At 60.8% G+C, this 22,327-nt stretch carries 21 protein-coding genes and 2 pseudogenes; 18 read left to right on the top strand and 5 right to left on the bottom strand.

Annotated features, from left to right (window positions below):
- Positions 1-7 precede the first annotated feature (7 nt).
- The 8 genes and pseudogenes from nuoI to KFZ77_RS19765 all read left to right on the top strand — a co-directional run.
- Positions 8-550 carry an NADH-quinone oxidoreductase subunit NuoI gene (gene nuoI, locus KFZ77_RS13560; RefSeq protein WP_264384499.1) on the top strand — a complete coding sequence of 181 codons (543 nt, stop codon included), beginning with the start codon at positions 8-10 and terminating at the stop codon, positions 548-550.
- Between the two features lie 10 nt (positions 551-560).
- A complete protein-coding gene (nuoJ, locus tag KFZ77_RS13555) occupies positions 561-1,115 on the top strand; it encodes an NADH-quinone oxidoreductase subunit J (protein WP_031520584.1) in 555 nt (184 codons plus the stop codon).
- Positions 1,112-1,414, top strand: coding sequence for an NADH-quinone oxidoreductase subunit NuoK (gene nuoK, locus KFZ77_RS13550; protein WP_023479838.1), 303 nt, complete (start codon positions 1,112-1,114; stop codon positions 1,412-1,414). Before nuoJ ends, nuoK begins: the two co-directional genes overlap by 4 nt.
- Positions 1,411-3,252 (top strand): NADH-quinone oxidoreductase subunit L, encoded by a 1,842-nt coding sequence (gene nuoL, locus KFZ77_RS13545; RefSeq protein ID WP_264384498.1) that lies wholly within the window; start codon positions 1,411-1,413, stop codon positions 3,250-3,252. The genes nuoK and nuoL overlap by 4 nt, the downstream gene beginning before the upstream one ends.
- Before the next feature lie 208 nt (positions 3,253-3,460).
- On the top strand, positions 3,461-4,990 hold the full coding sequence (gene nuoM, locus KFZ77_RS13540; protein ID WP_264384497.1) for an NADH-quinone oxidoreductase subunit M: 1,530 nt from the start codon (positions 3,461-3,463) through the stop codon (positions 4,988-4,990).
- Positions 4,991-4,997: 7 nt separating this feature from the next.
- Positions 4,998-6,455 (top strand): NADH-quinone oxidoreductase subunit NuoN, encoded by a 1,458-nt coding sequence (gene nuoN / locus KFZ77_RS13535; protein WP_264384496.1) that lies wholly within the window; start codon positions 4,998-5,000, stop codon positions 6,453-6,455.
- A gap of 194 nt (positions 6,456-6,649) precedes the next feature.
- Positions 6,650-6,862 (top strand): annotated as a pseudogene (locus tag KFZ77_RS19770) (transposase); the annotation flags it as partial.
- A gap of 4 nt (positions 6,863-6,866) precedes the next feature.
- A pseudogene (locus tag KFZ77_RS19765) lies at positions 6,867-7,052 on the top strand (transposase); the annotation flags it as partial.
- A 121-nt stretch (positions 7,053-7,173) separates the two neighbouring features.
- On the opposite strand, the gene rnz reads toward KFZ77_RS19765, so the two are convergent.
- Positions 7,174-8,088, bottom strand: a complete 915-nt coding sequence (rnz, locus tag KFZ77_RS13525; RefSeq protein ID WP_264384495.1) for a ribonuclease Z — start codon at positions 8,086-8,088, stop codon at positions 7,174-7,176.
- 71 nt (positions 8,089-8,159) lie between these two features.
- On the opposite strand from rnz, the gene KFZ77_RS13520 reads away from it, so the two are divergent.
- The 7 genes from KFZ77_RS13520 (at position 8,160) to menE (ending at position 14,773) form a co-directional block, all read left to right on the top strand.
- Complete coding sequence (locus KFZ77_RS13520) at positions 8,160-8,609, top strand: GNAT family N-acetyltransferase (protein ID WP_264384494.1); 450 nt, start codon at positions 8,160-8,162, stop codon at positions 8,607-8,609.
- A 77-nt stretch (positions 8,610-8,686) separates the two neighbouring features.
- The gene (elaB, locus tag KFZ77_RS13515) at positions 8,687-8,989 is read left to right on the top strand and encodes a stress response protein ElaB (protein WP_406678781.1); all 303 of its coding nucleotides are present in this window, start codon (positions 8,687-8,689) and stop codon (positions 8,987-8,989) included.
- Between the two features lie 160 nt (positions 8,990-9,149).
- Positions 9,150-10,820, top strand: coding sequence for a 2-succinyl-5-enolpyruvyl-6-hydroxy-3-cyclohexene-1-carboxylic-acid synthase (menD, locus tag KFZ77_RS13510; protein ID WP_264384493.1), 1,671 nt, complete (start codon positions 9,150-9,152; stop codon positions 10,818-10,820).
- The gene (gene menH, locus KFZ77_RS13505) at positions 10,817-11,590 is read left to right on the top strand and encodes a 2-succinyl-6-hydroxy-2,4-cyclohexadiene-1-carboxylate synthase (protein WP_264384492.1); all 774 of its coding nucleotides are present in this window, start codon (positions 10,817-10,819) and stop codon (positions 11,588-11,590) included. Before menD ends, menH begins: the two co-directional genes overlap by 4 nt.
- Positions 11,587-12,444, top strand: a complete 858-nt coding sequence (menB, locus tag KFZ77_RS13500; protein ID WP_031520599.1) for a 1,4-dihydroxy-2-naphthoyl-CoA synthase — start codon at positions 11,587-11,589, stop codon at positions 12,442-12,444. The genes menH and menB overlap by 4 nt, the downstream gene beginning before the upstream one ends.
- A complete protein-coding gene (menC, locus tag KFZ77_RS13495; protein WP_264384491.1) occupies positions 12,444-13,409 on the top strand; it encodes an o-succinylbenzoate synthase in 966 nt (321 codons plus the stop codon). The genes menB and menC overlap by 1 nt, the downstream gene beginning before the upstream one ends.
- Positions 13,406-14,773, top strand: coding sequence for an o-succinylbenzoate--CoA ligase (gene menE / locus KFZ77_RS13490; RefSeq protein ID WP_264384490.1), 1,368 nt, complete (start codon positions 13,406-13,408; stop codon positions 14,771-14,773). The genes menC and menE overlap by 4 nt, the downstream gene beginning before the upstream one ends.
- 2 nt (positions 14,774-14,775) lie before the next feature.
- On the opposite strand, the gene KFZ77_RS13485 is transcribed toward menE, so the two are convergent.
- Genes KFZ77_RS13485 through KFZ77_RS13475 form a run of 3 tightly spaced genes read right to left on the bottom strand, consistent with a single transcriptional unit; the run spans position 14,776 to position 17,723 of the window.
- Positions 14,776-16,287 (bottom strand): tripartite tricarboxylate transporter permease, encoded by a 1,512-nt coding sequence (locus KFZ77_RS13485; protein WP_264384489.1) that lies wholly within the window; start codon positions 16,285-16,287, stop codon positions 14,776-14,778.
- A 12-nt stretch (positions 16,288-16,299) separates the two neighbouring features.
- Complete coding sequence (locus KFZ77_RS13480; RefSeq protein WP_031520606.1) at positions 16,300-16,731, bottom strand: tripartite tricarboxylate transporter TctB family protein; 432 nt, start codon at positions 16,729-16,731, stop codon at positions 16,300-16,302.
- Positions 16,732-16,742: 11 nt separating this feature from the next.
- Complete coding sequence (locus tag KFZ77_RS13475) at positions 16,743-17,723, bottom strand: Bug family tripartite tricarboxylate transporter substrate binding protein (protein WP_264384488.1); 981 nt, start codon at positions 17,721-17,723, stop codon at positions 16,743-16,745.
- A gap of 179 nt (positions 17,724-17,902) precedes the next feature.
- On the opposite strand from KFZ77_RS13475, the gene tctD reads away from it, so the two are divergent.
- Entirely contained in the window at positions 17,903-18,577 is a 675-nt protein-coding gene (gene tctD, locus KFZ77_RS13470; RefSeq protein WP_264384487.1) for a transcriptional regulator TctD, read from the top strand.
- On the top strand, positions 18,564-19,979 hold the full coding sequence (locus KFZ77_RS13465; protein ID WP_264384486.1) for a sensor histidine kinase: 1,416 nt from the start codon (positions 18,564-18,566) through the stop codon (positions 19,977-19,979). Before tctD ends, KFZ77_RS13465 begins: the two co-directional genes overlap by 14 nt.
- A gap of 42 nt (positions 19,980-20,021) precedes the next feature.
- Here KFZ77_RS13465 and KFZ77_RS13460 read toward each other — a convergent pair whose 3' ends face one another.
- Entirely contained in the window at positions 20,022-21,473 is a 1,452-nt protein-coding gene (locus KFZ77_RS13460) for a catalase (RefSeq protein WP_390901289.1), read from the bottom strand.
- Positions 21,474-21,735: 262 nt separating this feature from the next.
- Here KFZ77_RS13460 and KFZ77_RS13455 point away from each other — a divergent pair, with 262 nt between their 5' ends.
- The gene (locus KFZ77_RS13455) at positions 21,736-22,278 is read left to right on the top strand and encodes a YfaZ family protein (protein ID WP_264384485.1); all 543 of its coding nucleotides are present in this window, start codon (positions 21,736-21,738) and stop codon (positions 22,276-22,278) included.
- The last annotated feature ends 49 nt before the right edge of the window (positions 22,279-22,327 follow it).

The following is a 22,327-nucleotide window of genomic DNA, read 5'->3' as shown; positions in this document are numbered from 1 at the left end:
ATTGACCATGACATTAAAAGAATTAGTGGTAGGGTTCGGCACCCAGGTCCGCAGTATCTGGATGATCGGCCTGCACGCGTTCGCGAAACGCGAAACGCGTATGTATCCGGAAGAGCCGGTTTACCTGGCACCGCGTTACCGTGGCCGTATCGTGCTGTCGCGCGATCCGGACGGCGAAGAGCGCTGCGTGGCCTGTAACCTGTGCGCGGTAGCCTGTCCGGTAGGCTGTATCTCTCTGCAGAAAGCCGAAACCGTCGATGGCCGCTGGTATCCGGAGTTTTTCCGTATCAACTTCTCACGCTGCATCTTCTGTGGGATGTGTGAAGAGGCGTGCCCGACCACGGCGATTCAGCTTACCCCGGACTTTGAGCTGGGCGAGTACAAGCGTCAGGATCTGGTGTACGAAAAAGAGGATCTGCTGATTTCCGGCCCGGGTAAATATCCGGAGTACAACTTCTACCGGATGGCGGGTATGGCAATCGACGGCAAAGACAAGGGCGACGCGGAAAACGAAGCTAAGCCTGTCGACGTCAAAGGCCTGTTACCTTAAGGAGTCAGGAATGGAATTTGCTTTTTATATCTGCGCCCTTGTGGCCGTCCTGACCACCTTGCGGGTGATCACGCATACCAACCCGGTACATGCGCTGCTGTATCTCATCATCTCTCTGCTGGCTATTGCCGGGGTGTTCTTCTCCATCGGCGCTCACTTTGCGGGCGCGCTGGAGATCATCGTTTACGCCGGGGCCATCATGGTGCTGTTCGTATTCGTGGTGATGATGCTGAACCTGGGCGGCTCCGAGATTGAGCAGGAGCGCCAGTGGCTGAAGCCGCAGATCTGGATCGGACCGGGCATTCTGTCCGCTGTGCTGCTGGCGGTGATCGTCTACAGCATTCTCGGCATCAACGATCAGGGCATTGACGGTACGCCAATCAGCGCCAAAGAAGTGGGTATCACGCTGTTCGGGCCGTACGTTCTGGCCGTTGAGCTGGCATCCATGCTGCTGCTGGCAGGGCTGGTTGTCGCCTTCCACATCGGTCGTGAAGAGCGTCCCGGTGAAGTGCTGAGCAACCGCCCGGCTGAAAGCGTGAAAAGAAAACCGGAGGAGCACGCATGATCCCACTACAACATGGACTGATCCTCGCCGCCATTCTGTTTGTCCTCGGACTGACCGGGCTGGTGATCCGTCGCAACCTGCTGTTTATGCTGATTGGTCTTGAGATCATGATCAACGCCGCCGCGCTGGCGTTCGTCGTGGCAGGCAGCTACTGGGGCCAGACCGATGGTCAGGTAATGTATATTCTGGCGATTAGCTTAGCGGCGGCCGAAGCCAGTATCGGCCTTGCGCTGCTGCTGCAGCTTCATCGTCGTCGCCAGAGTCTGAATATCGATTCAGTAAGTGAGATGCGCGGATGAACATGCTCGCGTTAACCATTTTATGGCCATTGATTGGCTTTGTTTTGCTCGCGTTTTCCCGCGGTCGCTGGTCAGAAAATCTGTCCGCAGCCATTGGGATGGGTTCCGTTGGCCTGTCAGCACTGACCACGGTCTTTGTTGGCGTTGACTTCTTCAGCCAGGGCGCACAGCCCTGGACCCAGCCGCTCTGGACCTGGATGGCGGTCGGTGATTTCAACATCGGCGTTAACCTGGTGCTCGACGGCCTGTCGCTGACCATGCTCTCTGTGGTGACCGGTGTCGGTTTCTTCATCCACATGTTCGCTTCCTGGTACATGCGCGGTGAAGAAGGGTATTCGCGCTTCTTCGCCTACACCAACCTGTTCATTGCGAGCATGGTGGTGCTGGTGCTGGCCGATAACCTGCTGCTGATGTATCTCGGCTGGGAAGGCGTGGGCCTCTGCTCCTATCTGCTGATTGGTTTCTACTACACCGATCCGAAGAACGGCGCGGCAGCGATGAAAGCGTTTGTGGTGACCCGCGTCGGGGACGTGTTCCTCGCCTTCGCGCTGTTCATCCTCTACAACGAGCTGGGCACGCTGAACTTCCGCGAAATGGTGGAACTGGCGCCGGCGCACTTCGCGGCCGGTAACGATATGCTGATGTGGGCGACCCTGATGCTGCTGGGCGGTGCGGTGGGTAAATCGGCGCAGCTGCCGCTGCAGACCTGGCTTGCCGACGCGATGGCTGGCCCGACGCCGGTCTCCGCGCTGATCCACGCCGCGACCATGGTCACCGCGGGTGTCTACCTGATTGCCCGTACTCACGGCCTGTTCCTGATGACGCCGGAAGTGCTGCATCTGGTCGGCATCATTGGTGCGGTTACCCTGCTGATGGCCGGCTTCGCCGCGCTGGTGCAGACCGACATCAAACGCGTGCTGGCTTACTCCACCATGAGCCAGATTGGTTACATGTTCCTGGCGCTGGGCGTTCAGGCGTGGGACGCCGCGATTTTCCACCTGATGACCCATGCGTTCTTTAAAGCGCTGCTGTTCCTCGCGTCCGGTTCGGTGATCCTTGCCTGCCACCACGAGCAGAACATCTTCAAAATGGGTGGCCTGCGTAAATCCATTCCGCTGGTGTATGCCTGCTTCCTGGTTGGCGGCGCTGCGCTGTCGGCGCTGCCGCTCATCACGGCGGGCTTCTTTAGTAAGGATGAAATCCTTGCCGGGGCGATGGCGAACGGCCATATGAACCTGATGATCGCCGGTCTGGTGGGCGCATTCATGACGTCGCTCTACACCTTCCGCATGATCTTCATCGTTTTCCACGGCAAAGCGCAGATCCACGCGCACGCCGGGAAGGGGATTACCCATCACCTGCCACTGATTGTGCTACTGATCCTCTCTACCTTTGTGGGCGCGATGATCGTTCCGCCGCTGCACGGTGTACTGCCGGAAACCACCGAACTGGCGCACGACAGCGTTCTGACGCTGGAGATCACCTCCGGCGTGGTCGCCATCGCGGGCATTCTGATCGCTGCATGGCTGTGGCTGGGCAAACGCTCGCTGGTGAGCGCGGTGGCGAAAAGCGCGCCGGGCCGTTTCTTCGGTACCTGGTGGTTCCATGCCTGGGGCTTCGACTGGCTGTATGACAAGGTGTTCATCAAGCCATTCCTCGGCATTGCCTGGCTTATCAAGCGCGACCCGCTGAACGCGGTCATGAACACCCCGGCCATTCTGTCTCGCCTCGCGGGCCGCGGCCTGGTGTTCAGCGAGAACGGCTATCTGCGCTGGTACGTCGCCTCGATGAGCATCGGTGCCGTTGTGGTGCTGGGCCTGCTGATGGTATTGCGTTGAGTTTGTGAGCCTGAAGTGAATTTTCTCGTGTGAGAATTCGTTGAAATCAAGTCCGAAAGGACAGGCGTTATCGGCGAAGCCAGACTGAACACCGCCTGCGCGCCACAACCGGAACGTACTGATGTACGTGAAGATTGTGAGCACAGCCGGGGTTCAGCAGGGCGGGTAGATAGCCTGAGCCGGACTTAAACAAGGAATAAAAATTGCCATGTTATTACCCTGGCTGATATTGATCCCCTTCATCGGCGGCTTCCTCTGCTGGCAGACCGAACGCTTCGGCGTCAAGGTTCCACGCTGGATTGCGCTGATCACTATGGGGCTGACGCTGGCGCTCGGATTGCAACTCTGGTTGCAGGGTGGCTATACGCTGACGCAGGCTGCGGGCTTACCGCAGTGGCAGTCCGAGTTTGTGATGGAATGGATCCCACGTTTCGGCATCTCTATCCATCTGGCGATTGACGGTTTGTCGCTGCTGATGGTGGTGCTCACTGGCCTGCTGGGCGTGCTGGCCGTGCTTTGTTCCTGGAACGAAATCGAAAAATACCAGGGCTTCTTCCACCTCAACCTGATGTGGATCCTCGGCGGCGTTATCGGTGTGTTCCTTGCCATCGATATGTTCCTGTTCTTCTTCTTCTGGGAAATGATGCTGGTGCCGATGTACTTCCTCATCGCGCTCTGGGGTCACAAAGCCTCTGACGGGAAGACACGTATCACCGCGGCGACCAAGTTCTTCATCTACACCCAGGCGAGCGGTCTGGTGATGCTGATTGCCATCCTGGCGCTGGTGTTTGTGCACTACAACGCCACCGGAGTCTGGACCTTCAACTATCAGGATCTGCTGAAAACGCCGATGTCGCACGGCGTGGAATGGCTGCTGATGCTGGGCTTCTTCATCGCCTTTGCGGTGAAAATGCCGGTAGTGCCGCTGCACGGCTGGCTGCCGGACGCACACTCCCAGGCACCGACGGCGGGGTCCGTTGATCTCGCGGGCATCCTGCTGAAAACTGCGGCCTACGGTCTGCTGCGCTTCTCGCTGCCGCTGTTCCCGAATGCGTCTGCAGAGTTTGCGCCAATTGCCATGTGGCTTGGCGTTATCGGTATCTTCTACGGTGCGTGGATGGCGTTCACCCAGTACGACATTAAGCGCCTGATTGCTTACACCTCGGTCTCGCACATGGGCTTCGTGCTGATTGCCATCTACACCGGCAGCCAACTGGCGTACCAGGGCGCGGTGATCCAGATGATTGCGCACGGTCTGTCTGCGGCGGGTCTGTTCATTCTTTGCGGTCAGCTTTACGAGCGTCTGCATACGCGTGACATGCGCCTGATGGGCGGGCTGTGGAGCAAGATTAAATGGCTGCCGGCAATGTCGATGTTCTTCGCGGTCGCTACCCTGGGGATGCCGGGGACCGGTAACTTCGTCGGCGAATTCATGATCCTGTTCGGCAGCTTCCAGGTCGTGCCGGTGATCACCGTGATCTCCACCTTCGGCCTGGTTTTCGCCTCGGTTTACTCGCTGGCGATGCTGCACCGCGCTTACTTCGGTAAGGCGAAGAGTGAAGTGGCGAATCAGGATATCCGTGGGATGTCAGCGCGCGAGCTGTTAATCATTCTGTTGCTGGTAGCGCTTCTGGTGCTGCTGGGCATCTATCCGCAGCCGATTCTGGATACCTCGCACTCCGCGATGAGCAATATCCAGCAGTGGTTTGTTAATTCCGTTTCAACTACAAGGCCGTAACTCGCTCATGACTATAACTCCTCAACATCTGATCGCGCTGCTCCCGCTGCTGATCGTCGGATTGACGGTGGTGGTTGTGATGCTCTCTATAGCATGGCGACGCGACCATTTTCTTAACGCTACGCTGTCAGTGATCGGCCTCAACGCCGCGCTGGTATCACTGTGGTTTGTGGGCCAGGCAGGCCCGATGGACGTTACGCCGCTGATGCGAATTGACGGCTTTGCAATGCTCTATACTGGCCTTGTGCTGCTGGCGAGCCTTGCGACCTGCACCTTCGCTTACCCGTGGCTGCAGGGTTATAACGACAACAAAGAAGAGTTCTATCTGCTGGTGCTGATTGCTGCCCTCGGCGGCATTCTGCTTGCGAATGCGAACCATCTGGCGGCGCTGTTCCTCGGTATTGAGCTTATCTCGCTGCCGCTGTTCGGCCTGGTTGGTTATGCCTTCCGTCAGAAGCGCTCTCTGGAAGCGGCCATCAAGTACACCATTCTGTCCGCTGCTGCGTCGTCTTTCCTGCTGTTCGGTATGGCGCTGGTGTATGCCCAGTCCGGCAGCCTGTCGTTCCTGGCGCTCGGTAAGAGCCTGGCGGACAACATGCTGCACGAACCGCTGCTGCTGGCGGGCCTGGGTCTGATGATCGTCGGTCTTGGCTTCAAGCTGTCACTAGTGCCGTTCCACCTGTGGACGCCGGATGTGTACCAGGGCGCGCCTGCGCCGGTATCAACTTTCCTGGCAACCGCCAGTAAAATCGCCATCTTTGGCGTGGTGATGCGTCTGTTCCTCTACGCCCCGGTGGGTGACAGCGAAGCGGTGCGCGTGGTGCTCGGCATTATCGCCGTTGCGTCCATTCTGTTCGGTAACCTGATGGCGCTGAGCCAGAGCAACATCAAGCGTCTGCTCGGCTACTCCTCCATCTCTCACCTTGGCTATTTGCTGGTGGCGCTCATCGCCCTGCAGAGCGGTCAGATGGCGATGGAAACCGTCGGGGTTTATCTGGCGGGTTACCTGTTCAGCAGCCTCGGTGCCTTTGGTGTGGTCAGCCTGATGTCCAGCCCGTATCGCGGTCCGGACGCCGACTCGCTCTACTCCTATCGCGGCCTGTTCTGGCACCGTCCGGTGCTGTCAGCGGTGATGACGGTAATGATGCTGTCGCTGGCGGGTATTCCGATGACCCTCGGCTTTATCGGCAAGTTCTACGTGCTGGCCGTCGGTGTGCAGAACGGTCTGTGGTGGCTGACTGCCGCCGTAGTGGTGGGTTCCGCGATCGGTCTCTACTACTACCTGCGCGTTGCCGTCAGCCTCTACCTGAGCGCGCCGCAACAGCTGAATCGCGATGCGCCGTCTGACTGGGCCTACAGCGCGGGCGGTATCGTAGTGCTGATTTCTGCTCTGCTGGTACTGGTTCTCGGCGTCTGGCCGCAGCCGCTGATTACGCTGGTGCAGATGGCACAGCCGCTGATGTAATTCAGCAAACGCTAAAAAGCCGCCTCCGGGCGGCTTTTTTATTGTCACCCTTAAACCACCTCCTTGGGAGGTGGTGATTGATCCTGTAAGGCTATAGCCTGAAGAATGCCCATGTCGGAATATCTCTGCTTACTCACCACAAGTAAAAGGAGACAAACCGACATGGGGCTTTACAGGAGTTCATCACATGTATATTGGCGTTGCAAATACCATATAGTCTGGACACCAAAGTACCGTTTCAGGATCCTGAAGATAATCTGGGCAAGGAGTTATACAGGACTATCTATATTCTGTGCGGAATAAAAGGATGTGAGGTTCTGGAGCTAAATGTACAGCCAGATCATGTACATCTGGTTGTGATAGTCCCGCCTAAGCTTTCCATATCTACGCTGATGGGGGCACTTAAAAGGGCGCAGTGCCATACGGCTCTACAACCGCTTTCCACATATCAGGAAGAAGTTATGGGGAAACCATTTTTGGTCCCGTGGCTACTTTGTCGATACGGTGGGAGTGAATGAAGAAATTATCAGGCGATATGTAAGGCATCAGGAGAAAACGGAACAAACGCATGAACAGCAGATGGAATTGCTGGAGTAGTAAGCGGAAGGTGACAATAGCCCCCCTTACAGGGGGCATTCTAAAAAGCCACCTTCTAAGAAGGTGGTCTTTTACTATCACCCTTAAACCACCTCACCACCGGGGAGGTAGTGAGGGCTTCTCAAACGGCAACCGTAAGAAAGTCTTCTGCCATTTCGCTCCCCGGAAATACCGCCTGGCACTCCGCGAGCAGCGCCTCGCATCCCGCGGCGTCATAGCGCGAGCTGATATGGGTGACTACCAGCCGCTTCACGCCGGCGGCACGTGCCAGATCTGCTGTCTGTACCGTAGTCGAATGGCCGCGCCCGTTGGCTTTCTCCGCCATGTCCGCTTCCAGCGTGGCTTCATGTACCATCAGATCCGCATCACGCGCCAGCGACAGGGCGACATCAGCAGGACCGGTATCGCCGAAGAGGGCGAGGATTTTACCCCGCTGCGCTGCCCCGAGGTAATCAGCACCGTTGACCACGCGTCCGTCCTCAAGCGTGACGCTTTTTCCCAGTTTGAGCTGCTGGAACAACGGCCCTGGCGTCACGCCGGCAGCGATCAGCCGCGCAGCATCCAGCGCCCCGGGTTTATCATGCTGCTGAATGCGAAAGCCGTAGCACTCCACCGGATGGGTGAGGGGGTACGCCGTTACCCGCAGGTCGTCGTCATCCAGCACCACGCCGCCGTCGATTTCGATAATCTCCAGCGGGTAGCTGGTCCAGGAGCCGCTCAGCGCCAGCGACATCTCGATAAACTGCCTGATGCCTTTTGGCCCATAAACCGTCAGCGGTAGCTGGCTACCCGCCATCGATCGGCTGCACAGCAGGCCGGGCAGGCCGAAGATGTGATCGCCGTGCAGATGGGTGATAAAAATACGCGTCAGCTTGCCAGGATTGTATGCGGTATGCAGCATCTGATGCTGCGTACCCTCCCCGCAGTCGAACAGCCACAGTTCCGGTGAGTTGGTCAGGGGCGAGAGCAATATCGCCGTGACGTTACGGGTTTTCGTCGGCACACCCGCCGAGGTGCCCAGGAATGTTAGTTCCATAGCAAGTAACTCCCATGCCAGTGTGAAAAACCTTTAGTATAACGGTCACAACGCACATCAAGGAGTAACGCATGATCCAGTGGCAAGACCTGCACCATTCTGAACTTACCGTCCCCACGCTCTACGCCTTATTACAGCTGCGCTGCCAGGTATTTGTTGTTGAGCAAACCTGTCCTTACCTTGATATCGACGGTGACGACCTGGTGGGTGAGAACCGCCATATCCTCGGCTGGCGTGACGGAAAGCTGATTGCTTATGCGAGGATTCTGAAAAGCGAGGAAGATGTTGAGCCGGTAGTGATTGGTCGGGTGATTGTGGATGCGGCCGTCCGGGGTGAAAAACTCGGTGCGCAGCTGATGGAACGCGCCCTCGCCAGCTGCCAGCAAAACTGGCCGCAGAAGGCGCTGTATCTGGGTGCGCAGGCGCATCTGCAACCGTTTTATGCGCAGTTTGGCTTTCAGCCCGTCACCCCGGTTTACGACGAAGATGGTATTCCGCACGTGGGAATGGCGCGGGAATAGCCGTTACGCAGAATGTCGGGATGTTGTCTATAGTTAGCGGACCAGTAAACGTTTGAATACGGAGAACCGTTATGTCAATGAATTCACAACCATACGAACCGCGACTGGATGATGACCTGACCCTGCTGAGCGATACGCTGGAAGAAGTCCTGCGTGCCTCAGGCGATCCGGCTGACCAGAAATACATTGAGCTGAAGGCGCGCGCAGAGCAGGCGCTGCACGATGTTAAAAACCGCGTCAGCAATGCGTCCGATAACTACTACTTCCGCGCCAAAAAAGCGGCCTATCGTGCAGATGAATACGTGCACGAAAAACCGTGGCAGGGGATCGGTATCGGTGCAGCTGCTGGCCTGGTGCTTGGCCTGCTGCTTCGCCGCTAAGCCCGCCGCCCTGCGTTCCGCGCAGGGCTGGTTTTCAGCCCACCCCCTGCCGCCATCCCCGCACTAAATTCTCTCTGATAGCCACAATAGCGACCCACGTCAAAACAGCCCAAAACGCGCCCCTTATAATGGCCCGGTAAATTTGATACCGGACAACATCATGTCTACAAGCGCGTTTAACCGTCGCTGGGCGACAGCCATTGTCGAAGCGATTACCCGTCACGGCGTGCGGCACGTCTGTATCGCCCCTGGCTCCCGCTCGACTCCGCTGACCCTTGCCGCCGCGAAGCATCCAGAATTGACCCCCCATACCCACTTCGATGAACGCGGGCTGGGGCACCTTGCGCTCGGGCTGGCAAAAGCCAGCGGCGAGCCGGTGGCGGTAATCGTCACGTCGGGTACCGCTGTTGCCAACCTCTATCCGGCGGTAATCGAAGCGGGCCTTACCGGTGAAAAGCTGATCCTGCTGACCGGGGATCGTCCGCCGGAGCTTATCGACTGCGGGGCGAATCAGGCCATTCGCCAGACGGATATTTTCGCCTCGCATCCTGCCGCCACGCTGTCGCTGCCGCGCCCGACCCCGGATATCCCGGCGCGCTGGCTTCTCTCTGCTATCGATAATCTGCTGGGGCCGTTGTCCGGTGGGGCGGTGCATATCAATTGCCCATTTGCCGAGCCGCTTTATGGCGTGATGGATGACACCGGCAGCGCGTGGCTGGAAGCCCTCGGGTCATGGTGGCAGAGCGACGCGCCGTGGCTGCACACCTCAGTCCCGCAGCGCATCCACACGCAGCCGGACTGGGCGGCGTGGAGCATGAAGCGCGGCGTCATTCTCGCCGGGCGTCTGGCGGCAAGCGAAGGCGAACAGCTCGCTGCCTGGGCGCAGCGTCTCGGCTGGCCGCTTATCGGCGATACGCTCTCCTGCACCGGTCAGCCGCTGCCCTGCGCCGATCTCTGGCTGGCGCATCCCGAGGCGCAGCGCCTGCTGTCCGGGGCCGATATCGTGCTGCAGTTTGGCGGCAGCCTGACCGGCAAACGTCTGCTGCAGTGGCAGGCGGCCTGTGCGCCGCAGGAGTACTGGCTCATCGACAGCCAGGCGGGGCGACTCGATCCGGCTCATCATCGCGGTCGGCGTCTGGTTGGCAGCATCAGCGACTGGCTGACCGCGCATCCGGCACCGTTGCAGACACCCTGGGCGCCCGCACTGACGGCGCTGGCACGAAGCGCTCTGCATGAGGTGGAAGGGGCTACGACCGGGTTTGGTGAAGCGCAAATTGCCCACCGGCTGCCTGCGCTGCTGCCCGTTGACGGTCAGCTGTTCCTCGGCAACAGCCTGGTGGTACGGCTGGTGGATGCTTTCGCCCGGCTGCCGGCGGGTTACCCGGTGTTCAGCAATCGCGGTGCCAGCGGGATTGATGGCCTGATCTCCACCGCGGCAGGCGTGCAGCGCGGCAGCGGCCGGCCGACGTTGGCCGTGGTCGGCGATCTCTCCGCGCTCTACGATCTCAACGCGCTGGCGCTACTGCGCGAGGTCAGCGCCCCGCTGGTATTATTGATCATCAACAATAATGGCGGGCAGATTTTCTCGCTGCTGCCGACCGATGCCGCGGTGCGCGAACGTTTCTACTGCATGCCGCAGCAGATTGAGTTCCACCACGCCGCGGCGATGTTTGGTCTCGACTACCACCAGCCAGCCAGTTTTGCAGCGTTAAGCGCGGTGCTGCATCAGGCGTGGCAGAGGCCACGCGCAACGGTGATTGAGGCCGTGGTCAGCGAAACGGGCGGCGTGGAGGCACTCCAGCAGCTGCTGTCGCGGGTAAGCCAGCAGTGACTCTGCATGCTGTCGTTAAACCCGGAAACCCGGCGCTGCCGTGGATCGTCTGGCTGCACGGTTTTCTTGGCTCCGCCGCTGACTGGCAGGAGATAGCCCCGGCGTTTGACCATCCGCAGTTGCTCATCGATTTGCCCGGACACGGCGGCTCATGCGGCATACCTCCTGCTAATTTTTCCTCGACCCATCGCCTGCTGCAAAACACGCTGTTTAATTACAACATACTAAACTACTGGCTGGTGGGCTACTCCCTCGGCGGTCGTGTCGCCATGTCTCACGCCTGCAGGGAGCCCCGTGGGCTGCAGGGGCTGATCGTGGAAGGATCGCACCCGGGACTAACAACATACCGCGAGCGCCAGGCGCGGCGCGAGTCGGACGCCCGCTGGGTTCGCCGCTTCACTTCTGAGCCGCTGGAGTCCGTGCTTCAGGACTGGTACGCCCAGCCGGTATTTGCTTCGCTGTCGCCCGCCCGTCGTCAGGCTTTTATTGACCAACGCCGTGACAACCACGCCCCGGCACTGGCGACGATGCTGCATGCCACCTCGCTGGGGCGGCAGCCCAACCTGCGCCCGTATCTGGCGAGGCTGCCGGTCGCGTTTCACTTTCTGCATGGCGCGGGCGATACCCGTTTTCAGGCCATCGCGCAGGATATCCCCGCGCAGCGCCACGCGATCCCCGATGCCGGGCACAACGCGCACCGGGAAAACCCGCAGGCGTTCTGCGCCTGCCTTGCCACCCTTTTGTCTCACTCCACTGAGGATGCCCCATGATTTACCCTGATGACGCAGAGCTTTATGCCCCGGTCGAATGGCTGGACTGCTCCACTGGCTTTACCGATATCCGCTATGAGAAGTCGCGCGACGGCATAGCAAAAATCACCATTAATCGTCCGGAAGTACGCAACGCGTTTCGACCGCAGACGGTGAAGGAGATGATGCAGGCGCTGGCAGAGGCGCGCTACGACGATAACATCGGTGCGATCGTGCTGACCGGCGAGGGGGAAAAAGCCTTCTGTGCCGGCGGGGATCAGAAAGTGCGCGGTGACTACGGCGGTTATCAGGACGACTCCGGCGTGCATCACCTCAACGTGCTCGACTTCCAGCGCCAGATCCGTACCTGCCCGAAACCGGTAGTGGCGATGGTTGCCGGGTACGCCATCGGCGGCGGGCATGTGCTGCACATGATGTGTGACCTGACGCTTGCTGCAGATAACGCCGTGTTCGGCCAGACCGGGCCAAAAGTGGGCTCGTTTGACGGCGGCTGGGGTGCCTCTTATATGGCGCGCATCGTCGGCCAGAAAAAGGCGCGTGAGATCTGGTTCCTGTGCCGCCAGTATGATGCGCAGCAGGCGCTGGAGATGGGGCTGGTGAATACCGTGGTGCCGCTGGCGGATCTGGAAAAAGAAACCGTGCGCTGGTGCCGCGAGATGCTGCAGAACAGCCCGATGGCCCTGCGCTGCCTGAAGGCCGCGCTCAATGCCGACTGCGACGGCCAGGCCGGGCTGCAGGAGCTGGCCGGGAACGCCACTATGCTGTTCTACATGACCGAAGAGGGGCAGGAGGGGCGCAACGCCTTCAACCAGAAGCGCCAGCCCGATTTCAGCAAGTTTAAACGGAACCCATAATGCGACGCGCGCGGCTGTTTGCTTATCAGATCCCGATGGATGCGGGGGTGGTGCTGCGCCATCAGCGTCTGAAAACCCGCGACGGGCTGGTGGTCTGTCTTGGCGAAGAGGGGCGCGACGGCTGGGGCGAGATCGCTCCGCTGCCGGGCTTCAGTCAGGAGTCGCTGGAAGCCTGTCGTCAGGCGACGCTGGCGTGGCTGGAGGCGTGGTGCTGCGGTCAACATCCGCCGCTCCCCTCGCTTCCTGCGGTAGCCTTTGGCCTCAGCTGCGCCCTGGCAGAGCTGGAGCAGCAGCTGCCTGTGGCCGGAGAGTATCGCACCGCGCCGTTATGCACCGGTGACCCTGATGCGCTGTTCTCCATGCTGGCGGCGCTGCCGGGGGAGAAGGTGGCGAAGGTGAAGGTCGGGCTGTATGAAGCGGTGCGTGACGGCATGCTGGTGAATCTGCTGCTGGAGGCGGTGCCGGATCTGCGGCTGCGGCTCGACGCCAACCGCGCCTGGACACCGCTGAAAGCGCAGCAGTTTGCGAAGTACATCAATCCGGCGTGGCGCGATCGCATTGCATTCATTGAAGAGCCGTGCCACACCCGCGACGCCTCGCGCGCCTTTGCCGCCGACAGCGGAATTGCTATCGCCTGGGACGAAAGCCTGCGCGAGCCAGATTTTCGCTTCGTTGCCGAGCCGGGCGTGCGCACCGTGGTGATCAAGCCCACGCTCACCGGCAGCCTGCAGGCGGTGCGCGCCCAGGTGCAGGCCGCCCATGCAGCCGGGCTTGAGGCGGTGATCAGCTCGTCGCTGGAATCCAGTCTCGGTCTGACCCAGCTAACGCGCATTGCCGCCTGGCTGACGCCGGGCACGCTACCCGGGCTGGACACGCTGTCGCTGATGCAGGCTCAGCTGATCCGCCCCTGGCCCGGCAGTGCACTGCCGCTTTATGGCGTTGAGCATCTGGAGGCGCTGCGATGACTTTTTCCGACTGGCCCTGGCGTCACTGGTGTCGGCTGCGCCCCGATGCGCCAGCGGTGGAGCTTGCCGGGGAGCAGCTGAGCTGGCGCGCGCTCTGTACGCGGGTGGACACCCTGGCCGCCGGGTTTTACCAGCAGGGCGTGCGGGAGGGCGACGGCGTGGCGCTGTGCGCCCGCAACCGGGCTGCCACGCTGCTCGCCTGGCTTGCGTTACTGCAGTGCGGGGCGCGCCTGCTGCCGCTCAACCCTCAGCTGCCGGCGGAGCAGCTGGCGGCGCTGCTGCCCGGGATGACCCTGCGCTTTGCCCTGACCCTCGACGGTGCCGTGCCGCTTGCCGGTCTGACGGCGCTGCGCATGGACAATGCTACAGGCGACTGCGGCGTGGCGTGGGATGCCCGGCGGCTGGCGACCATGACGCTAACGTCCGGCTCGTCGGGGATGCCGAAAGCAGCGGTGCATACGCCCGGTGCGCATCTTGCCAGTGCGGCTGGCGTGCTGGCGGTAATCCCGTTCAGCGAGGACAACTGCTGGCTGCTGTCGCTGCCGCTGTTTCACGTCTCCGGGCAGGGCATTCTCTGGCGCTGGCTGCTGGCCGGGGCGCAGCTGGCAGTCCGGGAGGAGATGGGGCTGGCGCAGGCGTTGAGCGGATGCAGCCACGCCTCGCTGGTGCCGACCCAGCTCTGGCGGCTGCTCAATGACCCTCAGCGGCCGGAGACGCTGCATACCGTGCTGCTTGGCGGGGCGACCATTCCGGTAGAGCTGACCCATGCGGCGCAGCAGCGGGGCATCGCCTGCTTCTGCGGCTACGGTATGACCGAACTGGCCTCCACGGTCTGTGCCAAAGCGGCGGACGGCTTGCCGGATGTGGGCGCGCCGCTGCCGGGGCGCGAAGTCAGGATCGTAGCAAACGAGGTATGGGTGCGTGCGGCCAGCCTCGCCAGCGGCTACTGGCATAACGGCATGCTGCTGCCGCTCACCAATGCTGAAGGCTGGTTCGCTACCCGGGATCGCGGCGTCATCGCTGATGGACGGCTCACCATTGTTGGGCGGCTCGATAACCTGTTTTTCAGCGCCGGGGAGGGCATTCAGCCGGAAGAGGTTGAGCGGGTGATCGCCCGCCATCCCGGCGTCTGCCAGGTGTTTGTAGTGCCGGTGAAGGATGCCGAGTTTGGTCAGCGCCCGGTGGCGGTGGTGGAGTGTAGCGATGGCGTACTGCCCGAGCGGCTTAGCGCCTGGGTCAGAGAGAGCCTGGCCCGCTTTCAGCAGCCGGTGCACTGGCTGCCGCTGCCGGACACCCTGAAAACCGGCGGCATCAAGCTTTCGCGCCGCCAGCTTCAGGAGTGGGTTGCCAGCGTACTGGCCTGAACTTAGTCCGGCTGGAGTGTCGCCTTGCGGCGTTTACGCAGCAGTTTTATCAACGGCGGCAGCGTCACTACCAGCACGGCGAGCAGTAACAGCGACTTCGTCACGCCGCTCTCCCAGAGGATCCCCAGGTTGCCGTTGCTGATGGAGAGCGCGCGCCGCAGGTTCTGTTCCAGCATCTCACCCAGCACAAAGCCCAGAATCAGCGGCGACATCGGGAAGTGCATCTTACGCAGCAGGTAGCCCAGCACGCCAAGCGCCACCATCAGCACCAGATCAAAGGTGGTGCTGTGCACCGCGTAAACCCCCACGGCAGAGACGGCAGCGATGGCCGGCGCAAGGAACCACATCGGAATGGTCAGCATGCGGGTGAACAGGCCGATCAGCGGAATGTTCATGATCAGCAGCATGACGTTGGCGATCAGCAGGGCGGCAATTAACCCCCAGACGATATCAGGCTGCTCCGTGAACATCGCCGGGCCGGGTGTGATGTTGTAGAGCGTCAGCGCGCCCATCATCACCGCTGTGGTGCCGGAGCCCGGCACGCCCAGCGTCAGCATGGGAATGAAGGAGCCGCAAGCGGAGGCGTTATTCGCCGCTTCCGGTGCCGCCACCCCACGAATATCCCCGTCGCCAAACGTCCCTTTATCACCGCTAAGTTTCTTCTCGGTCATGTAGGTAATCGCACTGGCGATGGTTGCCCCGGCGCCCGGCAGGATGCCGACAAAAAAGCCGATAACCGATGAACGCAGTGTGGCCGCGGTGCAGCTTGCCGCCTCTTTCATAGTGAACATCATCCGGCCTGTCTTACGCACCAGCGTCTGACCGCTGCTGGTGCTTTCCAGCATCAGCAGTATTTCCGATACCGAGAACAGCCCAATGACCACCACGATGAACTGAATGCCGTCGGAGAGGTGAACGCTGTCGAAGGTAAAGCGGTAAACGCCGGTATTGGCATCCACGCCAACCGTGGCCAGCCCGAGACCGAGCAGCGCCGAGAGAAACGACTTGAGCGGGTTCTGCGCCATCATGCTGCCGAGGCAGGCAATGGCAAACACCATCAGGGCAAAATACTCTGCCGGTCCGAACGCCAGCGACCACTGCGCCAGCGTCGGTGCGAAGAGAATAATGCCGCCGATGGCGATCATTGAGCCCACAAAGGAGCTGACGGCTGAAATCGATAACGCCACGCCGCCGCGTCCCTGTTTCGCCATCGGATAGCCGTCGATGGCTGTCATTATAGCGGCGGCATCGCCAGGCACGTTCAGCAGGATGGAGGAGATGCGTCCGCCATATTCACAGCCGATGTACACGGTCGCCAGCAGGATCAGCGCCGAGGCTGCCGGAAGGTGCATGGCAAACGCCAGCGGCAGCAGGATCGCCACGCCATTAATCGGGCCGAGGCCCGGCAGCAGGCCGACGATGGTGCCCGCGAAGCAGCCAACCAGGGCGATCATCAGGTTTTCCGGGGTGAGCGCGACCGCAAACCCCTGAGAGAGATATAACCAGGTATCCATTAGCGTTCTCCGTTAGCGTAGCCAGACACCGAGCGGCAGCGTGACGTCAAGTAGCGAGTCAAACGCGTACCAGAACGCAGTGCCCATAATGGCACCTGCGACCAGCGCGGCGGGCAGTGTGGCCCCAAACAGCATGCCGAATACGGCGGTGAGCAACGCGGTGGCCAGCGGGAAGCCCAGCCATTCGAAGGCCCATGCGTAGAGCGTCAGGGCGATCACCATGATCAGCAGCCGTTGCAGCACCGCCTTATGCGGCCACTCCACCAGGTCGGGATGGCGCAGCAGAAGCAGCACCGAACAGAGCAGCATCAGCACCAGAATGCCCACCGGGAACGGACGCGGGCCTACGGGTTCATAGCTGTACTCGCTGTGGATCTGCCAGGCGACCACCAGGCCGCCGAGGCAGAGCAGAAGCCAGATACTGGCAAAAATACGATCGCTCATGATGGCGCTCCTCAGTTGGCCAGGCCAAAGGCCTGGGCCTGTTTGCGGTACTCTTCCACCTGCTGTTTCACATACGTATCCAGCTCTTTACCATTCTTGTTGAATTCAAACAGGCCACGCAGATCGCGCTGGGTTTTGAACACCTCGGTTTGCTGTAGCTTCCGGAACGTCTCTACCCACCACTGATACTCCGCATCGCTGACTTTCGGCCCGACAAAGAAACCGCGAATGATCGGCCAGACCAGGTCGTAGCCCTGCTCTTTCGCCGTAGGGACGTTGGCCAGCGCGCCCGGCAGACGTTCCGCCGAGAACACCGCCAGCACCCGCAGCTTGTCGCCCTTCAGGTACGGCACCATCTCACTCATATCCCCGGACACCGCCTGCACATGGTTACCCATCAGCGCCGTTACCGGCTCGCCGCCGCCCTCAAACGCCACATAACGCATCTTGCGCGGATCGACATTGGCCTGTTTCGCCAGCAGCGCAGTCTTCATCCAGTCCTGACTGCCGATAGACGCGCCGGCACCAAACACCACGCTATCGGGGTTTTTCTCCAGCGCCGCCATCAGATCGTTGAGGCTTTTCCACGGTGAGTCGGCGCGCACCGCGATCATCCCGTAGTCGGTGCCGACGCTGGCGAGCCAGCGCACATCATTCACCCCGTAGCGGCCAAATTTTCCCTGGGAGAGGTTGAGCAGCGATCCGCCGGAAAACGCCACCACGGTACCCGGCTCTGCAGGACGCTGGGCGACGATGGCGTTGTAGGCCACCGCGCCGACGCCGCCGGGCATGTAGGTCACGCGCATGGGTTTCTCTATCACGTCGGTTTCCTGCAGGCTGACCTGAATCAGCTTGCAGGTCAGGTCGAATCCGCCGCCGGGCTTGGCCGGCGCGATGCATTCGGTGCGGGAGGGTGGCTCCGCCGCCAGCAGCGATGTGGTGCTCAGCAGCAGAGTAGTAGCGATGAAGGTACGACAGAAATGCTTGCTCATAGGGTCCTCACGATACGGGTCAGTGACGTGGGTGTGCCCGGTTTTTACAGTCCGTAGCACGCAGGGGCAGATGTTTTTCTCATTATGTGAACCGCCTTGTAGCGATTCAGTTACATGATTGTTAAAACGTTAACCTTTCATTTCCCTTTCACCGCGGCAGAAACTTTACAGGATGTGATATGCGTCTCTTACTGGCGGAAGATAATCGTGAGCTGGCGCACTGGCTGGAAAAAGCGCTGGTGCAGCACGGGTTTGCAGTGGATTGCGTATTTGACGGCCAGGCAGCGGACCATCTGCTGCAAAGCGAGCGCTACGCGATGGCGGTGCTGGATATCGGCATGCCGCGCATGGATGGATTGCAGGTCGTGCAGCGGCTGCGCAAGCGCGGTCAGCATCTGCCGGTCCTGCTGCTGACTGCGCGCAGTGAAGTGGCCGAGCGGGTAAAAGGGCTGAATGCCGGGGCAGATGACTATCTGCCAAAGCCGTTTGAACTGGAGGAGCTTGATGCCCGGTTACGCGCCTTGCTCAGGCGCAGTGAAGGGCAGATACAGGAGATCCAGCGGCTTGGCGAGCTGGCGTTTCACGACGAAGGCTACTTCGAGCTGGCCGGTAAACCACTGGCCCTGACCCCACGCGAATGCGCGCTGCTCACGGTGCTGATGTACCGGCGCGGTCGCCCGGTATCGCGCCAGCACCTGTTCGATCAGGTGTTTAATCTTGCTGACGACGCCAGCCCGGAAAGCATCGAGCTTTACGTTCACCGGCTGCGCAAAAAACTTCAGCCAGGCAATGTACGCATCACTACGCTGCGCGGCCTCGGGTACCTGCTGGAGTGCGGTGATGAAACGCCATAGCGTGCCGCCCTCGCTCTTTTCCCGTCTGCTGTTGTTCCTGGGGCTGCCACTGTTATTGCTGTGGCTGTTTTCCGCCTTCACCAGCTATTTCAGCGCGATGCAGGCCGCTACCCAGGCCTATGACCGCACGCTGCTCTCGTCGGCGCGCATGGTGGCAGAGCGGCTGGTGGTGCGTAACCAGCAGATTCTGGTGGAGGTGCCGTGGGTGGTGCTCGACAGCGTTGAGCTCAATATGAATGACCGGCTCTACTACAAAGTCACCGATATTAACGGCACGGTGATTTCCGGCTACGACGACCTTCCGCCGCTGCCGGCAGGTACGCCGCGCACCACGCTCTATCCGGCGCTGGCGTGGTTTTATCATGCGACCTATCGCGGGCAGGCGATACGCGCAGCCCGGCTGTTGCAGCCGGTAAATGGCGCGGGCGTCAGCGGCATGGTCGAGATCACCGTGGCGGAAACGCTGCAGTCCCGCCACCTGCTGGCGCAGCAGCTGCTCTTCTCGTCGGCGGTGAGCCAGGGCGGGCTGGTGCTGATAACGCTGCTGCTGGCGGGCTGGCTGCTGCGTCGGGTATTGAAACCGATGCGCCAGCTCTCGGGCATGATGGTGCGCCGCGATCCTGGCGTGCTCACGCCACTGCCAGACCATCTGCTGCCCTGGTCGGAAACCCGGCTGCTGGTGGTGGCGTTCAACCGCTATCTCGACAGGTTACGCGCCCTGATTGCCCGCCAGGAGCGGTTCAGCGCCGACGCGTCGCACCAGCTTAAAACCCCGCTGGCGGTACTTAAAATGCAGACTGCGGTAGCGCTGGCCAGCCCGGAGCCGGCGCAGTGGCGCGAGAGCCTGGAGGCCATCAGCCGCACGCTGGATCACACCGTGGAACTGACAGAGCGTCTGCTGCTGCTGGCGCAGCTGAAGCGCAAAGAGCAGGGGGAGCGGGAGTTTGAGGCGGTGGACATGGCTGCGGTGGCGAGAGAATGCTGTTTGTCGCGGCTGGCGCAGGCGCGAATAAAACGCATCGATCTGGGCTATGAAGGTGAGAGCGGGGCGCTGTGGGTCGAGGGCGATCCCATTCTGCTGGGCGAGCTGTGCGCCAACCTGCTGGATAACGCGCTGAAATACACCCCCGAGGGCGGAACCATCACCATTCGCGTGACGGCGATGCAGGCGCGGGTCTGGCTTGAGATTGAGGATAGCGGTCCGGGAATTGAGAGTGCGCTGTCGCAGCAGGCGCTGCAGCCGTTTCAGCGGCTGGAAAGCGGGATTGAGCAACCGGGCGCGGGTCTGGGGCTGGCGCTGGTCAACGATATCGCCCGCTGGCACCGGACGCGGCCTGAACTGCTAAAAAGCGAAACGCTGGGTGGTCTGCGGGTGCGCATCGTCCTGTCGCTGCATCGATGACGCATGGAAAAAAACCGGCAGCGTGGCTGCCGGTGAGGGGGATTATTTCGCGTTGTTAATCGCATCCAGCGCGGCGGCAATGCCCGCGCCGTAAGCCGGATCCACTTCGCTGAACAGGCCGATCTGGCGCTGCTGGATAAACTCCGGAACCGACTTCATGTCATCCGCAATGCGGCGATACATGCGCTGGCGCTCCTCTTCGCCAATCAGCGCAAACAGCTGGCGCGGCTGGCTGAAGTAGTCGGTATCTTCCCGGTGATTCCAGTGATCGGCAGCGCCTTCCAGCGACAGCGGCGGCTCACTGTAGTCCGGCTGCTCCTGGAACACCCCGAAGCTGTTCGGCTCATAGGTCGGGCCGTTGCCGCTGTTGCCGTCCACGCGCATTGCACCGTCGCGGTGATAGTTGTGGAACGGGCAGCGCGGTTTGTTCACCGGGATCTGGTGGTGGTTGACCCCCAGGCGATAGCGGTGCGCATCCCCGTAAGAGAACAGACGCCCCTGCAGCATGCGGTCCGGCGAGAAACCAATACCGGGCACGATGTTAGCCGGCGACATTGCTACCTGTTCCACTTCGGCAAAGTAGTTATCCGGGTTGCGGTTCAGCTCCAGCTCGCCCACTTCGATCAGCGGATAGTCGCCGTGCGGCCAGACTTTGGTCAGGTCGAACGGGTTGTACGGCACGCGTGACGCGTCGGCTTCCGGCATCACCTGCACATAGAATTTCCAGCGCGGGAAGTCGCCGCCTTCAATGGACTCAAACAGATCGCGCTGGGAGCTTTCGCGATCCTCTGCGACCAGACGTTTCGCCTCGTCGTCCATCAGGTTAGCGATACCCTGCGCGGATTTAAGGTGGAACTTCACCCAGAAGCGCTCGTTATCGCTGTTGATGAAGCTGTAGGTGTGGCTGCCGAAGCCGTGCATATGACGGTAGGAGCGCGGCAGCCCGCGGTCGCTGAAGTCGATGGTCAGCTGGTGCAGCGACTCCGGCAGGTGGGAGAAGAAGTCCCATTTCCAGGTCGGGTTGCGCAGGTTGGTACGCGGGTCGCGTTTTACCACGTGGTTCAGATCCGGGAACTTAAGCGGATCGCGCAGGTAGAATACCGGCGTGTTGTTTCCCACCAGATCCCAGTTACCCTCTTCGGTGTAGAACTTGATGGAGAAGCCGCGGATGTCGCGCTCGGCGTCCGCCGCGCCGCGTTCACCGGCCACGGTGGAGAAGCGCAGGAACAGGTCGGTTTTCTTGCCGATCTCAGAGAAAATTTTCGCACGGCTAAAAGCGGTAATGTCCTGAGTCACGGTAAAGGTGCCGTAGGCGGCGGAGCCTTTGGCGTGCATACGACGTTCAGGGATCACTTCCCGGTCGAAGTGCGCCAGCTTTTCAAGGAACCAGACGTCCTGCAGGAGCATCGGGCCGCGCGGGCCTGCGGTGGCGACATTGTTATTATGGGCGACAGGCGCGCCGGAGGCGGTGGTTAACCCTTTCTTATTCATCATGGCTCCTCGAACGGGTAGTGGTGAGCATCATCGCTCTGTGCAATCAATCGGACTGACTTTTCGCACAACACGGTAACGGCCCGGCCGATCGAGAACAATCTGGCAGTTTCTATTGCAGGAATGGCTGGTGCCTTTCAGACGCAGCGGCAGGTTTCAATTCCTTACAATACCCTGGAGAAACACGGTTTATCGCGCCTTGAAAGCAACAAGCGCAACGGTACAATGCCGGCACATCGATTGTGAGTTTATAAAGAGAGCAAAAATGAAAAAAGTCGTGCTTGCTGGTATCGCCAGCTTATTGTTTGTTTCAGGCTACGCCAGCGCCATCAGCGTGAATGCCCAGGCGGGCAAAGAGTACACCAACGTCGGCGTGGGCTTTGGCACCGATACCACCGGGCTGGCGCTGAGCGGTAACTGGGCGCATAACGATGATGACGGCGAAATCGGCGGGCTGGGCATCGGCCTGAACCTGCCGCTGGGACCGCTGCTGGCCACCGTGGGCGGCAAGGGCATCTACCTGAACCCGAAATCTGGTGACGAAGGCTATGCGGCGGCGGTAGGCGGTGGCCTGCAGTGGCCGCTGACCGACAGCTTCCGTCTGTATGGCGAGTACTACTACTCCCCGGACTCGCTCTCCAGCGGCGTGAAGGACTATGAAGAAGCGAACGCCGGCGTGCGCTGGACCATTATGCGTCCGATCAGCATCGAAGCGGGTTATCGCTACATCAACCTCGCCGGCAAAGATGGCGATCGCGACAACGCGGTGGCCGACGGCCCTTACGTGGGTGGCATCGTCTCCTTCTGATCCCCAGGGCGCGGCACATTGCCGCGCCTTTTCGCTTTCCCCGGTATCG

This window comes from Siccibacter colletis (genome assembly GCF_025914095.1).
Classification (GTDB): Bacteria; Pseudomonadota; Gammaproteobacteria; order Enterobacterales; family Enterobacteriaceae; genus Siccibacter; species Siccibacter colletis.
Note: the sequence above shows the minus strand (reverse complement) of the source record. Positions and strands in the feature narration are given on the sequence as shown.

Coding starts and splice junctions, on each gene's coding strand:
- nuoI (WP_264384499.1), top strand. CDS start 8: ATGACATTAAAAGAATTAGTGGTAGGGTTCGGCACCCAGGTCCGCAGT.
- nuoJ (WP_031520584.1), top strand. CDS start 561: ATGGAATTTGCTTTTTATATCTGCGCCCTTGTGGCCGTCCTGACCACC.
- nuoK (WP_023479838.1), top strand. CDS start 1,112: ATGATCCCACTACAACATGGACTGATCCTCGCCGCCATTCTGTTTGTC.
- nuoL (WP_264384498.1), top strand. CDS start 1,411: ATGAACATGCTCGCGTTAACCATTTTATGGCCATTGATTGGCTTTGTT.
- nuoM (WP_264384497.1), top strand. CDS start 3,461: ATGTTATTACCCTGGCTGATATTGATCCCCTTCATCGGCGGCTTCCTC.
- nuoN (WP_264384496.1), top strand. CDS start 4,998: ATGACTATAACTCCTCAACATCTGATCGCGCTGCTCCCGCTGCTGATC.
- rnz (WP_264384495.1), bottom strand. CDS start 8,088: ATGGAACTAACATTCCTGGGCACCTCGGCGGGTGTGCCGACGAAAACC.
- KFZ77_RS13520 (WP_264384494.1), top strand. CDS start 8,160: ATGATCCAGTGGCAAGACCTGCACCATTCTGAACTTACCGTCCCCACG.
- elaB (WP_406678781.1), top strand. CDS start 8,687: ATGAATTCACAACCATACGAACCGCGACTGGATGATGACCTGACCCTG.
- menD (WP_264384493.1), top strand. CDS start 9,150: ATGTCTACAAGCGCGTTTAACCGTCGCTGGGCGACAGCCATTGTCGAA.
- menB (WP_031520599.1), top strand. CDS start 11,587: ATGATTTACCCTGATGACGCAGAGCTTTATGCCCCGGTCGAATGGCTG.
- menC (WP_264384491.1), top strand. CDS start 12,444: ATGCGACGCGCGCGGCTGTTTGCTTATCAGATCCCGATGGATGCGGGG.
- menE (WP_264384490.1), top strand. CDS start 13,406: ATGACTTTTTCCGACTGGCCCTGGCGTCACTGGTGTCGGCTGCGCCCC.
- KFZ77_RS13485 (WP_264384489.1), bottom strand. CDS start 16,287: ATGGATACCTGGTTATATCTCTCTCAGGGGTTTGCGGTCGCGCTCACC.
- KFZ77_RS13480 (WP_031520606.1), bottom strand. CDS start 16,731: ATGAGCGATCGTATTTTTGCCAGTATCTGGCTTCTGCTCTGCCTCGGC.
- KFZ77_RS13475 (WP_264384488.1), bottom strand. CDS start 17,723: ATGAGCAAGCATTTCTGTCGTACCTTCATCGCTACTACTCTGCTGCTG.
- tctD (WP_264384487.1), top strand. CDS start 17,903: ATGCGTCTCTTACTGGCGGAAGATAATCGTGAGCTGGCGCACTGGCTG.
- KFZ77_RS13465 (WP_264384486.1), top strand. CDS start 18,564: ATGAAACGCCATAGCGTGCCGCCCTCGCTCTTTTCCCGTCTGCTGTTG.
- KFZ77_RS13460 (WP_390901289.1), bottom strand. CDS start 21,473: ATGATGAATAAGAAAGGGTTAACCACCGCCTCCGGCGCGCCTGTCGCC.
- KFZ77_RS13455 (WP_264384485.1), top strand. CDS start 21,736: ATGAAAAAAGTCGTGCTTGCTGGTATCGCCAGCTTATTGTTTGTTTCA.